Genomic DNA, 12,731 nt, shown 5'->3' on the forward strand with positions numbered 1-12,731 from the left:
CCGATCCTCTCAGACGGTCTCCGAGGCCAGCTCGGTGAGCAGGCCGGCGGTGCGGGTATGCCGCTCCAGCAGCGGCCCGATCCGCTCCCGGGTGGCGGTGGTCGGCTCGGGCGTGCGGACCCGGTGGCGGCGTCCTGCCTCGTCCAGCATGACGACGGAGTCCCAGGAGGCCGCCGGGACGTCGCCGTACGGGCCGTAGCGGCGCACGCACTCGCCCCGGAACCAGGCCCTCGTGTCGGCCGGCGGCTCGGCGACCGCGGCCTCGACCAGCTCCTGCGGCACCAGCCGCTCCAGCCGGCCCGCGGCGCGCAGCCGCTGGGCCAGGCCACGCTCGGGGTCCAGGTCGTGCCACTGGATGTCCATCGCCGCCAGCCGGGGGTCGCCCCAGCCGGCCCCGGCCCGTTCGCGGTAGCGCTCCAGGAGGGTCAGCTTGGCGACCCACTCGACGCGGTCGGCGCAGCGGGCGGGGTCGTCCCGCAGGTCGTCGAGGACCTCCTGCCACCGGTCGAGGACGTCGGCGGTGGCGGGGTCGGGTCCGGCCGCCCCGTCCGGCCCGGCCCACGCCTCGTGGCCGGAGCCGGCCGCCTGGTGCACCGCCTCCAGGTAGGCCTCGAGCAGGTCGGGGCCGGTGACCCGGCGTCCGTCGACGGTCTCCACCGTGGTCCGCAACGTGGGGTCGTGCGAGATGTCCTTGACCGCCTGCACCGGATCGCGCAGGTCCAGCGCGGGCACGAGCTCGGGAGAGGTCTCGACGAGACGCAGCACCGCCGACAGGGAGCCCACCGCCAGGTAGGTCGTCACGTCGGCCATGGTGGCGTCGCCGACGATGACGTGCAGCCGGCGGTGACGGTCGGGGGTGGCGTGCGGCTCGTCGCGGGTGTTGACGAGAGGCCGGCGCAGCGTGGTCTCCAGGCCCACCTGGGCCTCGAGGTAGTCCGCCCGCTGGCTCAGCTGGAACCCGGGGCGCTCGCTGGCCTGGCCCAGACCGACCCGTCCGGCCCCGGCGATCACCGGCCGGGCGACGAGGAAAGGGAGCAGCTGGCGGGCGAGCCGGTCGAAGGGGACGCTGCGCGGCACGAGGTAGTTCTCGTGGGTGCCGTAGCTGGCGCCCTTGCCGTCCACGTTGTTCTTGTAGAGCCGCACCTGGGCGCCCTGCTCGGCGAGGGTGCGCACGGCGCCCCGGGCGACCAGCTCCCCCGCCCGGTCGTAGCGCACCGCCTCCAGCGGGGACGTGACCTCCGGCGAGGAGTACTCCGGATGGGCGTGGTCGACGTAGAGCCGGGCCCCGTTGGACAGGACCGTCGTGGCGATCGTCGGGTCGTCCACGTCGGTCAGCTGGGAGACGTCGGCCAGCGCACGGGCCATCTCGTAGCCCCGGGCGTCCCGCAGCGGCGTCTCGTCGGCGTAGTCCCACCCGGCCGTCGGCGGCAGCGCCGCCCCCGGGTCGGCACCGGCCGCGTAGGCACGCACGACCTGGCCGGAGAGCACCATGGGGCTCAGCGAGCGCCCCTGCCCGTCGACCTGGGTGCTGGTGATCCCCAGCTCGGTCTCGATCCCGACGACCCGCAGCACGCTCACGTCGCCACCCTAGGCTTCCTGCCCGCCCGCCGTGCGACCCAGGTCGATCCGGTCGAGCACCTGCTGCACGAGTGCGCCATACTCCCGCACGACCGCCTCCCTGTCGGTGCTCCCGGGGTCGAGGAGCCGGAAGGCGCGGACACCGGCGGCCAGGCCCAGCATGAGGCAGGCCACCTCGTCGGCGTGCCTGCGCCCGTCCCCCTCGGTCGGGAACCGGCGCAGGAAGCGGTCGCGGAACTCGGCCCGGGCGGCCTCGGGGTCGGGCGCCTCGACGAGCAGGTAGATGGCCCGCAGCCACGGCTCGGCGGCCTCGTCGTCCCGGCGCTGCAGCAGGCGCGAGACGAGCAGCTCGCCCATCCCCTCCAGCGGCACGTCGGGCGGCAGCGGCGTCGGCTCGGCGGGGGTGGCCAGGGCGTAGAGCCGCTGCTTGCTCCCGGCGACCTTCATGACCATCGAGGCCGACACCCCCGCCTGCGCCGCCACCTCCCGGATGGTCACGGCGGCGTACCCCCGCTCGCCGAAGAGCCGCCGGGCGACCTGCAGGACGACCTCCCGGGTGCCGGCCGCGTCCCCGGGGCGGCTCACGACGGGGTCCCCGAGGGCAGGGTCGGTGCGTCCGTCGTGCGGGCCGACGCGGGGCCGGCGTCGGAGCTGCCCCGCAGCACGGTCCCGACCCCGCGGGCACCGGCGGGGACCCGCTCGGAGGGCCTGGGGATGCCGGTGCGCAGGTCCACGTCGAGCGTGGTGCTCGTCGACAGCACCGACAGGGCGCGCGAGCGGGCCCGTCCGCTGGCGTGGTCGACGGCCGTCAGTACGTAGCGGCCCGGCGGCGGCAGCCCGATCTCGTAGGCGCCGTCGGCCTCGGCGTAGGCCGTCCCGACGTACTCCCCCGAGTGCTTGATGAGAGAGATCATCGCCCCGGCCACGGGCACCCCGTCGTCGGTGACCCGGCCGGAGAGCAGGAGCCGACGCGTCATCGTGACCGGCTCGGTCTCCCCGGCCTCGAGGTGCACCAGTCCCGACTGCGGCGCCCAGCCGTCGGCCGACACGACGAGCAGGTAGCGGCCCTCCTCGGGCAGGGCCAGCGCGAACCGGCCCTCGTTGTCGGTGCGGCCCCAGTCGACGTGCCGCCCGTCCGTGTGCAGGACGGTGGCCACGGCCTGCCGCAGGGGCCGTCCCTGCGGGGACAGCACCCGGCCGCGCACGAGCACCTCGGGCAGTTCCCCCTCCACCTTGACGTGGGTGCGCTCCCCCGCCGGGGCCGGGACGCCGGTGCGGCTGGGTGCCCGCTCGCCCACCGGGGCCGGCCGCCGGATGAAGGCGGCGATGAGGGCCCCGCCGAGCGCCGCGGCGGTGCCCGACCAGAAGACGAGCTGGTATGCGCCGAAGGTGGGCGCTGCCTCCCCCGACGGGGTGACGACCATCCCGGCGGCGAAGACCGCCGCGACCATGGCCGAGGCGGAGGAGGTGCCGATGGAGCGCAGCAGGGTGTTCAGCCCGTTGGCCGAGGCGGTCTCGGTGAGCGGGACCGCCCGCATGATGAGGGTCGGCATCGCGGCGAAGGCCATCGCCGTGCCCACCGAGGCCACCGCCGCGCTGGCCATCACCTCCAGCACCGAGCCGTGCAGCAGGGACCGGCCGATGAAGCCGACGGCCATGACGACCGCGCCGACGATGAGGATCAGGCGCGGGCCGAACAGGCGGATCAACCGGGCCGAGACGGGGGACATCGCGACCATGAGGACGCCGCTGGGCAGCATCCACAGACCTGTCTCCACCACCGACAGGCCGAAGCCGTAGCCGGTGCTGGCGGGCATCTGCACCTGCTGCACGGAGGTGAGGAAGTTGGCGAACATGGCGAAGCCGACGAGCACCGAGGCCGAGTTGGTCAGCAGCACCGTCCGCCGGGTCGAGGTGCGGATGTCCACCAGCGGCTGGCCCACCCGCAGCTCCCAGGGCACCCAGGCGGCCAGCACCAGACCGGCCGCGGCCAGCAGGCTGAGCGTCAGCGGCGAGCCCCAGCCCCAGCTGCCGGCCTTGCTGACGGCGAGCAGGAAGCAGGTCAGCGCCACCGACAGCAGCAGGGCCCCGACGTAGTCGAAGCGGCCGCGTGTGCGCACGGTCGACTCGGGCACGACGCGCAGGACCGCCACGAGCATGACCACGGCGAAGCCGCCGGAGACGTAGAACAGCGTGTGCCAGTCGAAGTTGTCGTAGATCACCCCGGCCAGCGGCATCCCCACGGCTCCGCCGATGCCCAGGGTCGCCGACATCAGCGCCACGCCCGAGCCGACGCTCTCGGCCGGGAGGTGGTCGCGCATGATGCTGATCCCCACCGGCACCAGGCAGGCCCCCAGGCCGGCCAGCCCGCGGCCCAGGACCACCACCGCCAGGCTGGTGCTGAGCGCGGCCACGACCGAGCCCAGGATCACCGCCCCCATGCAGACGACCAGCATGAGCTTCTTGCCGAACATGTCCGCCAGGCGGGAGACGATCGGGGTGCCCACCGCGGCCGTGAGCAGGGTGACCGTCACCAGCCAGGACGCGTTGTCGCTGGTGGTGCCGAGGATCTCGGGGAAGTCCGGCAGCAGCGGCAGGACGAGCGTCTGCTGCAGCGAGACGAGCGTCCCGCAGAGGGCCAGCACGGTGATGACCAGTCCGGTGGACGGGGCCGACCGCGTCTGCTCGGTGCCACCGGGTGAACGCATGTTCACCATGCTACCGGCCCCGTCGCACCTCCAGCGCGGCGTCGACCGCCCGCCAGCCCAGCATCCCCGCGGCGAGCACCGCGGTCGCCACGAGCACGAAGGCCGCCGCCGCCCCCTGACCGCTCGCCAGCCGCAGCAGCATGCCGACCACGACGGTGGAGAGGGTCACGACCGTGCCGTCGAGCCACCACACCCGGCGGGTCCGCGGCTGCCGGGCCACCGCGACCCAGCCCACGGCCAGCCCGACGAGGAAGGGCCAGGCCGTCTCCAGGACGCCCAGGACCGAACCGTCCAGGTCGTGGCTGCGCCGGCCGCCCGCGGCCAGGACCAGGACGACGCCCAGGTCGAGCCAGAACGCGAACCGTCTCATCACCGGCCCCTCAGTGGTAGTGGGCCGGGGGCTCGGGGTCGACCGCCCGGCCGGGCGAGGTGCCGGTGCTGCTGCCCACGAGCGTGCGGATGTAGCTGATCCGCTCCCCCTTCTTGCCCGAGATGCGGGCCCAGTCGTCGGGGTTGGTCGTGTTGGGCAGGTCCTCGTTCTCCTTGAACTCGTCGAGGTAGGCCCGGTCCAGGTGGTCCGCCCGCAGTCCCTCCTGGCCGTCGGTCAGGAGGTCCTTGATCGCCAGCTTCTTGGCCCGGTCGACGATGTTGTGGATCATCGCGCCCGAGGCGAAGTCCTTGAAGTAGAGGACCTCCTTGTCACCACCGGCGTAGGTGACCTCCAGGAAGGCGTTCTCCGGGCGCACGGCGTACATCCGCCCCACCACCTCCTCGATGAGCGCGTCCACGGTGGCCCGCCGGTCCCCGTCGTGGGCGGCCAGCTCGTCGGCGTGGAGGGGCACGTCGGGGGTGAGGTACTTGGTGAAGATGTCCCGGGCACCGTCGGCGTCGGGCCGCTCGATCTTGATCTTCACGTCGAGCCGTCCCGGACGCAGGATGGCCGGGTCGATCATGTCCTCCCGGTTGGAGGCCCCGATGACGATGACGTTGTCGAGCCGTTCCACCCCGTCGATCTCGGCGAGGAGCTGGGGCACGATCGTGGTCTCCACGTCCGAGGACACCCCGGAGCCGCGGGTGCGGAAGAGCGACTCCATCTCGTCGAAGAAGACCACCACGGGGTCGCCGTCGGCGGACTTCTCCCGGGCCCGCTGGAAGATGGACCGGATGTGCCGCTCGGTCTCGCCGACGTACTTGTTGAGCAGCTCCGGACCCTTGATGTTGAGGAAGTAGGCACGGGAGGAGTCGTCGGCCCGTCCGCGGCGCTGCGCCGACTGCCGGGCCAGGGAGGCGGCGACCGCCTTGGCGATGAGGGTCTTGCCGCAGCCCGGGGGGCCGTAGAGCAGCACCCCCTTGGGAGGACGCAGCTGGTGCGCGGCGTAGAGGTCGGCGTGCAGGAAGGGCAGCTCGACGGCGTCCCGGATCTGCTCGATCTGGCCGGCCAGGCCGCCGATGTCGTCGTAGGAGATGTCCGGCACCTCCTCCAGGACCAGCTCGGCCACCTCGGGCCGGGGGATCCGTTCGGTGACGAAGCCGCTGCGCGGGTCGAGCAGCAGCCCGTCCCCGACGCGGACCGGCTCGTCGCGCAGGGAACCGGCGCGACGGCATACCCGCTCGTCCTCGCCCCGCACGAGCACGACGACACGGTCCTCCCCGAGCAGCTCCTTGCACACGACGACCTCGCCCGCGCGTTCGTAGCCGGCCACGCCGACGACCGCCTGCGACTCGTTGAGCAGGACCTCGCGGCCGGGGCGCAGCTCCTCGGTGGAGACGCCCGCGGTCACGTGCGTGCGCACCTTCCGGCCGGCGACCGCCACGTCGACGGTGCCGTCCCCGACGAGCCGGAGCACCTGCCCCACGGTCAGGGGCGGACGGGCCAGCGCGTCCAGGTCCTCACGCAGTCCGCCGATCTGCTCCCGGGCGGTGCGCAGGGTCGAGACCAGCTGGTCGTTGTGCGCCTTGAGGTCGGTCAGGCGCGAGGTCAGGGACTGCACCTGCTGCTGCAGGTGCCGCTCGCGGAAGGGCTGCTCGCTCACTCGGGCTCCTCTGCGGTGGGGGGTGCGGGGTCGCGGCGGTCCGCGGTCGCCTCGGCGTCCCGGCGGGTCCGTCGCAGGCGCTTGTCGGACACGGGCCGCTCGCCGAGGTCCTCGGGGGTCCACTCCCCCGGGTCGGCGGCCTCGTAGTCCTCCCCGTAGGCCCCCTTGGCCGGGCGGCGCTTGCGCAGCGGGGGCGTGGTGTCCGGGGCCAGCCGCCGGACGGTGAGCAGGAAGCCGGTGTGGCCGTGCATCCGGTGCTGCGGGCGGACCGCCAGGCCCTCGAGGTGCCAGTCCCGCACGAGCGACTCCCAGGCCTGCGGCTCGGTCCAGCCGCCGTGCGTGCGGGCGGCCTCGGCGACGCGGGAGAGCTGGGTGGCGGTGGCGACGTAGCAGATGAGCACGCCGCCGGGGGCCAGCGCGTCGCCGACGACGTCGAGGCACTCCCAGGGGGCGAGCATGTCCAGCACGACGCGGTCCACGGTGCCCGGCTCGACCGCGTCCGGCAGCGTCTCGACGAGGTCGCCGACCGTGACGGTCCAGGCCGGGTGGTCCTGGCCGAAGAACGCACGGGCGTTGGCCCGGGCGATGTCGGCGAAGTCCTGCCGCCGCTCGATGGACAGCAGGCGCCCGGAGTCGCCCACCGCGCGGAGCAGGGACAGCGACAGGGCGCCGGAACCCACCCCCGCCTCCACGACGGTGGCCCCGGGGAAGATGTCGGCGTAGGTGACGATCATCCCCGCGTCCTTGGGGTAGACGACCTGGGCGCCGCGCGGCATGGACAGCACGTAGTCGGACAGCAGGGGCCGCAGCGCGAGGTAGTCGGCGCCCGAGCTGTGCCGCACGACGCTGCCGTCGGGGGCGCCGATGAGGTCGTCGTGCCGCAGGTGCCCGCGGTGGGTGTGGAACTGCCTGCCCGGTTCCAGGGTGATGGTGTGCAGCCGCCCCTTGGGGTCGGTCAGCTGCACGCGGTCGCCGGGGCGGAAGGGGCCGCGGCGCAGGTCGGCGCCGGTCGCAGGGGTGCTCACCGGGTCAGTCTACGAGCGCGGCCGCGGGGCCCCGGTGCGGTCCAGGTCGCCGGCCAGCACGGCCCCCCAGGGCCGTCCGTCCTCCGCCAGGAGCCCGACCACCCCCGAGCCCGTGCTGCCCATCACGGCGAGCACGTCCGCGAACGGGGCGTCCGGGTCCATCCGCACGGCCCACCCGTCGGGGAGCCGGACGGCCACCGCCGAGACCGGGGTGGAGGCCCACGCCTCCTGGGGGACCTGGCGGACCGAGGCGGGGTGGACGATGCCGTCGACGCCCCCTCGAGGGTCCTCGGTCAGCCACAGGCCGCCCCGCTGCCAGTCGAGCTCGGCGAGCAGCACGTCCGGCCGCACGACCCCGACGCGTCGGGCCACCTGCCCGACGCGCACCCGGGCGGCCGTCATGCCGCGCCGGCCCGCGCCCACGGCGACGCTGGCGCCCTGCCAGATGAAGCCGGCCAGCAGCAGCACCCACAGGAGCCGGAACAGGCTGGGCCGCTCGCCCTCCAGCAGGAGGGGCGACAGCGCCCAGAGCAGGCCCACGACGACCACCCCACGCCCCGCCCAGCCGGCCACGAGCGTCCCGAGGTGCCGGTCGCCGGTGACCCGCCACACCAGCGACTCGAGCAGGAACCCGCCGTCCAGGGGCAGGGCGGGCACGAGGTTGAAGACGGCGACGACGGCGTTGGCCCAGGTGAAGGCCAGGGCCAGGAGCAGGGGCACGCCGCCGTCGAGCACCTGCAGCAGGCCCCACCCGAGGACGGCCAGCACCGCGTTGGCCAACGGGCCCACGACCGCCACGGCGGCACTTCCTCCCGGGGTGCCCCCGGCGCCGTCGTGGGCGGTGTGCCCGCCCCAGAAGTCCGCGACGATCCGGTGCACGCGGTAGCCGACCCGCTGGGCCACGAGCGCGTGCGCCGCCTCGTGGGCGAGCACGGAGACCAGCAGGAGCAGGGCGTAGGAGGCGGCCACCAGGTAGGCCAGCACTCCGAGCCCCGGGAGGCTGCGCTGCACCGAGGGGCCGAACAGGGCGACCATGACGAGGGCGATGAGCACCCAGCTGCGGCCCAGGTAGACCGGCACGCCGGACACCGAGCCGATGCGCCACCCGCCGACCGTCGCTGCCATCCCGCAAGGGTAGGGGTGCGGACTGACAGCGCGCTGGGCTGTCGGTGCGGCCCTCTAGGGTCGGGGCCATGGAGCCCACGCTGTCCCCCTCCCGGGCGGCCGACTTCCTGACCTGTCCGCTGCTCTACCGGTTCCGCACCGTGGACCGCCTGCCCGAGCCGCCGTCGGCCCCGGCGGCGCGGGGGACGCTCGTGCACGCCGTCCTCGAGCGCGTCTTCGACCTGCCCGCCTCCCGCCGCACCGTGGAGGAGGCGGTCAGCCTGGTGCCCGGCACGTGGGAGGAGCTGGTGGGCGAGGACCCGGAGCTGGCGCAGGTCCTGGCCGAGGTCACGCCCGGGAGCGGTGGACCGCTGCCGGCCCCCGACCTCGACGGGTGGCACCGGTCGGCCGCCCGCCTGGTCGAGCGGTGGTTCACCCTCGAGGACCCGAGCCGTCTGGAGCCGGCCGAGCGCGAGCTCTACGTCGAGGCCTCGCTGCCCGGGCTGACCGTCCGCGGCTACGTGGACCGCCTCGACCGGGCGCCGGACGGGCGGCTGCGCGTGGTGGACTACAAGACCGGCCGGGCACCGTCACCCGCCTTCGAGGTGCCCGCCCTGTTCCAGCTGCGGTTCTACGCGCTGGCCCTGTGGCGCTCCACCGGGGTGCTCCCGTCCCGGCTGCAGCTGGTCTACCTGGGCGACGGGGTGCTGCTGTGGACCGACCCGACCGAGCGCGAGGTGCTGGCCACCGAGCGGAAGGTCCGGGCGCTGTGGGCCGCGATCGACCTGGCCGGCCGGACGGGCGACTGGCGCCCACGGCCGTCCCGGGCCTGCTCGTGGTGCGCCCACCGGGCGCTCTGCCCGGCGTGGGGCGGCACCCCGCCACCGGTGCCGTCAGCCGAGGGGCCCGCCGTCGTCGCGCCGGCGCAGGTAGCGCTCGAACTCCCGGGCGATCGCGTCCCCTGACGCCTCCGGCAGGTCGGCGGCGTCCTGCGACTCCTCGAGCTGGCGGACGTAGTCGCGCACCTCGTCGTCGGTCGCCGCGAGCTCGTCGACCCCCCGTTCCCACGCGCGCGCCGCGTCGGCCAGCCCGGAGTCGTCGATGACGCAGTCGAGCAGCTCCTCGAGCTGGCCCAGCAGGGCCAGGGACGCCTTGGGCGACGGCGGGCCGCCGGCGTAGTGCGGGACCGCGGCCCAGCAGGACACGGTCGGCAGGTCGGCCTGCCGCGCCTCGTCCGCGAGCACGCCCACGATGCCGGTCGGCCCCTCGTAGGTGCTCGGTTCGATGTCCTCGTGCGCGGACCGCAGGTCGCGGTCCTCCGAGGACAGGCCCACCGGGATCGGCCGGGTGTGCGGCACGTCGGCCAGCATCGCCCCGAGCAGGACCAGCAGCTGGGCGCCCTCGTGCAGGGCCAGGCCGAGGATGTCGGCGGTGAAGTGCCTCCACCGGATGGACGGCTCGATCCCGTGGACGAGGATGACGTCGCGTCCGGACGGGGTGTCCTTGGCGAGGAAGACCCGCGTCGTGGGCCACCGGACGACCCGCCCCTCGTCCGTCCCGAGCACCTGGGGGCGGTTGACCTGGAAGTCGTAGTAGTCCTCGGGGTCGACGGCGGCGACCAGCTCGGCCCCCCACACCTCGACGAGGTGCTCGATCACGCCGGAGGCGCTCTCGCCGGCGTCGTTCCACCCCTCGAAGGCCGCGATGACGACGGGGTCGACGAGGTCGCCCGTCTCGCGCAGCTCGATCATCGACATGCTCCTCCTCGGCTCCTGGCCCACCTTACGTCCACGGCCGCTACCGTGGGGGTGTGCCGAGCTCTCCCCTCCCCGCGACCCCGACGACCCCCGCGACCGGGCCCGTCCCGTCGTCGGACCCGGCCGGGCAGCCGGCGCTGCCGGCCGCGGTCCTGTGGGACATGGACGGCACGCTCGTGGACACCGAGCCCTACTGGATGGCGGAGGAGACGGCGCTGGTCGAGGCGGCCGGGGGCACCTGGAGCCACGAGGAGGCCCTGGGCCTGGTGGGCAACGACCTCATGGTCTCGGCCCAGGTCCTGCTGGAGCGCACGCCGGTGACCGGGACCCGCGAGCAGGTCGTCGACGCGCTCGTCTCCGGGGTCGCGGCGCGGATGCGGACCGGCCTGCCCTGGCGGCCCGGCGCCCCGGAGCTGCTGGCCGACCTGCGCCGCCAGGACGTCCCGTGCGCCCTGGTGACCATGTCCTGGACGGCGCTGGCGGACGTCCTGCTCGAGCACCTGCCGGCCGGCACGTTCGCCGCGGTGGTCACCGGCGACCAGGTCGAGCGGGGCAAGCCGCACCCCGACCCCTACCTCGAGGCGGCGCGTCGGCTGGCCGTGGAGCCGCAGGACTGCGTGGCGCTCGAGGACTCCCCCACCGGCGCGACCTCGGCGACCGCGGCCGGCGTCCCGACGCTCGTGGTCCCCAACGTCGTGGAGGTCCCCCGCCTGGCCGGGGCGGTGCGGCTCGGCAGCCTCGTCGACGTGACGGCCGAGGACCTGCTGCCGCTGCTGGCCGCCGGGACCTGACCGGGGGTCAGCGCTCGCGGACGACCGACCCGTCGTCCTGCAGCCGCAGGAGCGGGTAGATCCCCTCCTCGTCGTGCACCTCGCGCCCGGTGACGGGCGGGGAGAAGACGCAGAGCATCCGCATCTGCTCCTCGCAGACCAGCTCGTGCCGCTCGTGGCCGTCGAGCAGGTACATGCTGCCCGGTCCGAGCTCGTGCTCGACGCCGTGGTCGAGGTCGCGCAGGACCCCCCTGCCCTCCACGAGCCAGACCGCCTCCACGTGGTGGGCGTAGTGGAAGACGTTGCGCGTACCTGCCGGGATGGTCGTCTCGTGGAACGAGAAGCCGGCCCGGTCCTCGGCCAGGACGATCCGCTTGGACCGCCAGGTCCCGGCCTCGTTGGTCACGTCCCGGTCGGTGCCGGTGATCCCGGCCGTGGTGCGGACGATCATGCGGCCTCCTCGGTCAGCAGGACGCCCAGCAGGGCGTCGACGGCGGTGGGCACCAGCAGGGAGCCGGTGCCGCGCTCGAGGACGGCGGCGGCCCAGCGGTCGACCGCCAGCAGGGCCGCCGGGCTGTCCAGGTCGTCCGCCAGGTGGCGGCGGACCTCGCGCACGACGTCGAGGTCCTGCGCGTCGGGCTCCGCGTCCGCCGCGCGGGCGACGGAGGCGGCCGCCCGCCACCGGGAGAGCCGTTCCTCGGCCCGGTGCAGGAGCTCGTCGGTCCACTCCCAGGACCGCCGGTAGTGCTGGCCGAGCAGGACCAGGCGCAGGGCCATGGGGTCGACCCCCGCGGCCCGCTGGCGGGACACGAGGACCAGGTTGCCCTTGGACTTGCTCATCTTCTCGCCGTCCAGCCCGACCATCGCCTGGTGCACGTAGGCCTGGGCGAACGGGGCGCCGTCCTGCAGCGCGGTGCCCTCGACGGCGCTCATCTCATGGTGGGGGAAGACCAGGTCGTCGCCGCCGCCCTGCACGTCGAAGCCGGGGCCGAGGTAGCGCTGGGCGATGGTGGAGCACTCGATGTGCCAGCCGGGGCGTCCCTGCCCGAGAGGACCACCGTCCCAGTGGGGCTCGCCCACCCGGCCGGCGCGCCACAGCAACGGGTCGAAGGGGTCGCGCTTGCCCTGCCGGTCGGGGTCCCCGCCGCGGTCGGCGAACACGGCCATCATCTGCTCGCGGGTCCAGCCGGACACCGCGCCGAAGGTGGGCTGGGTGGACAGGTCCAGGTAGACGTCGGAGCGCTCCGCCCCCGGCACGGTCTGCTCCTCGTCCGGCACCGGCACGTGGTAGGCGACACCGTCGTCGAGCAGCTTGGTGACCGCGGTGACGTTGTCGGGGATGCCCTCGACGGCCCCCACGTAGTGGTCGGGCGGCAGCACGCGCAGCGCCTCCATGTCCTGGCGGAAGAGGTCGATCTCGCGGGCGGCCAGGTCCTCCCAGTGCACCCCGTCGCGGTCGGCCCGCTCCAGGAGGGGCTCGTCGACGTCGGTGACGTTCTGGACGTAGAGGACCTCCAGGCCGGCGTCCCGCCAGACCCGGTTCACCAGGTCGAAGGTGACGTAGGTGGCGGCGTGTCCCATGTGGGTGGCGTCGTAGGGGGTGATCCCGCAGACGTACATCCGCGCACGTCCGTCCACCGGTTCCGGCGTCACCGGCCCGTGGGTGGCGGTGTCGTGGACGACGAGGGGTCCGCCGCGCTCGGCGGTCGGGACGGTCGGCACGGGGTCGGCGGTCCAGGTGTTCACGACGGGCCAG

Annotated in this window: 12 protein-coding genes; 2 read left to right on the forward strand and 10 right to left on the reverse strand. The window is 74.6% G+C overall.

Annotation, left to right across the window (positions count from 1 at the left end):
• Window positions 1-9 precede the first annotated feature (9 nt).
• The 7 genes from dop to FJR00_RS13095 are packed head-to-tail and all read right to left on the reverse strand — an operon-like array spanning window position 10 to window position 8,469.
• On the reverse strand, window positions 10-1,578 hold the full coding sequence (dop, locus tag FJR00_RS13065) for a depupylase/deamidase Dop (RefSeq protein WP_141339103.1): 1,569 nt from the start codon (window positions 1,576-1,578) through the stop codon (window positions 10-12).
• A gap of 9 nt (window positions 1,579-1,587) precedes the next feature.
• Window positions 1,588-2,163, reverse strand: a complete 576-nt coding sequence (locus tag FJR00_RS13070) for a TetR/AcrR family transcriptional regulator (protein ID WP_141339104.1) — start codon at window positions 2,161-2,163, stop codon at window positions 1,588-1,590.
• Window positions 2,160-4,286 (reverse strand): MFS transporter, encoded by a 2,127-nt coding sequence (locus tag FJR00_RS13075; RefSeq protein ID WP_141339105.1) that lies wholly within the window; start codon window positions 4,284-4,286, stop codon window positions 2,160-2,162. The genes FJR00_RS13070 and FJR00_RS13075 overlap by 4 nt, the downstream gene beginning before the upstream one ends.
• Window positions 4,287-4,296: 10 nt before the next feature.
• Window positions 4,297-4,656 carry a DUF3054 domain-containing protein gene (locus tag FJR00_RS13080; protein ID WP_075957524.1) on the reverse strand — a complete coding sequence of 120 codons (360 nt, stop codon included), beginning with the start codon at window positions 4,654-4,656 and terminating at the stop codon, window positions 4,297-4,299.
• A gap of 10 nt (window positions 4,657-4,666) precedes the next feature.
• Window positions 4,667-6,319: a proteasome ATPase gene (gene arc, locus FJR00_RS13085; protein ID WP_141339106.1), complete on the reverse strand. Its 1,653-nt coding sequence runs from the start codon at window positions 6,317-6,319 to the stop codon at window positions 4,667-4,669.
• Window positions 6,316-7,344, reverse strand: a complete 1,029-nt coding sequence (locus FJR00_RS13090; protein ID WP_238330486.1) for a tRNA (adenine-N1)-methyltransferase — start codon at window positions 7,342-7,344, stop codon at window positions 6,316-6,318. Before FJR00_RS13090 ends, arc begins: the two co-directional genes overlap by 4 nt.
• A gap of 9 nt (window positions 7,345-7,353) precedes the next feature.
• Window positions 7,354-8,469 carry a site-2 protease family protein gene (locus FJR00_RS13095; RefSeq protein WP_141339107.1) on the reverse strand — a complete coding sequence of 372 codons (1,116 nt, stop codon included), beginning with the start codon at window positions 8,467-8,469 and terminating at the stop codon, window positions 7,354-7,356.
• Between the two features lie 68 nt (window positions 8,470-8,537).
• On the opposite strand from FJR00_RS13095, the gene FJR00_RS13100 reads away from it, so the two are divergent.
• Window positions 8,538-9,413 carry a RecB family exonuclease gene (locus FJR00_RS13100; RefSeq protein ID WP_141339108.1) on the forward strand — a complete coding sequence of 292 codons (876 nt, stop codon included), beginning with the start codon at window positions 8,538-8,540 and terminating at the stop codon, window positions 9,411-9,413.
• Here the strand turns inward: FJR00_RS13100 and FJR00_RS13105 are convergent.
• Window positions 9,342-10,199, reverse strand: a complete 858-nt coding sequence (locus FJR00_RS13105; protein WP_141339109.1) for a PAC2 family protein — start codon at window positions 10,197-10,199, stop codon at window positions 9,342-9,344. The genes FJR00_RS13100 and FJR00_RS13105 overlap by 72 nt on opposite strands.
• A 59-nt stretch (window positions 10,200-10,258) precedes the next feature.
• Between FJR00_RS13105 and FJR00_RS13110 the strand changes: the two genes are divergently transcribed.
• On the forward strand, window positions 10,259-10,996 hold the full coding sequence (locus tag FJR00_RS13110) for an HAD family hydrolase (protein ID WP_237770052.1): 738 nt from the start codon (window positions 10,259-10,261) through the stop codon (window positions 10,994-10,996).
• Window positions 10,997-11,003: 7 nt separating this feature from the next.
• On the opposite strand, the gene FJR00_RS13115 is transcribed toward FJR00_RS13110, so the two are convergent.
• Both FJR00_RS13115 and mshC read right to left on the reverse strand, forming a co-directional pair.
• Window positions 11,004-11,426, reverse strand: a complete 423-nt coding sequence (locus FJR00_RS13115; protein WP_141339110.1) for an ectoine synthase — start codon at window positions 11,424-11,426, stop codon at window positions 11,004-11,006.
• Window positions 11,423-12,721: a cysteine--1-D-myo-inosityl 2-amino-2-deoxy-alpha-D-glucopyranoside ligase gene (gene mshC / locus FJR00_RS13120; RefSeq protein WP_141339111.1), complete on the reverse strand. Its 1,299-nt coding sequence runs from the start codon at window positions 12,719-12,721 to the stop codon at window positions 11,423-11,425. The genes FJR00_RS13115 and mshC overlap by 4 nt, the downstream gene beginning before the upstream one ends.
• Window positions 12,722-12,731 lie beyond the last annotated feature (10 nt).

The sequence above is a fragment of the Ornithinimicrobium kibberense genome (assembly GCF_006519705.1).
GTDB lineage: Bacteria > Actinomycetota > Actinomycetes > Actinomycetales > Dermatophilaceae > Ornithinicoccus > Ornithinicoccus kibberensis.

Coding starts and splice junctions, on each gene's coding strand:
- FJR00_RS13075 (WP_141339105.1), bottom strand. CDS start 4,286: ATGCGTTCACCCGGTGGCACCGAGCAGACGCGGTCGGCCCCGTCCACC.
- FJR00_RS13080 (WP_075957524.1), bottom strand. CDS start 4,656: ATGAGACGGTTCGCGTTCTGGCTCGACCTGGGCGTCGTCCTGGTCCTG.
- FJR00_RS13095 (WP_141339107.1), bottom strand. CDS start 8,469: ATGGCAGCGACGGTCGGCGGGTGGCGCATCGGCTCGGTGTCCGGCGTG.
- FJR00_RS13100 (WP_141339108.1), top strand. CDS start 8,538: ATGGAGCCCACGCTGTCCCCCTCCCGGGCGGCCGACTTCCTGACCTGT.
- FJR00_RS13105 (WP_141339109.1), bottom strand. CDS start 10,199: ATGATCGAGCTGCGCGAGACGGGCGACCTCGTCGACCCCGTCGTCATC.
- FJR00_RS13115 (WP_141339110.1), bottom strand. CDS start 11,426: ATGATCGTCCGCACCACGGCCGGGATCACCGGCACCGACCGGGACGTG.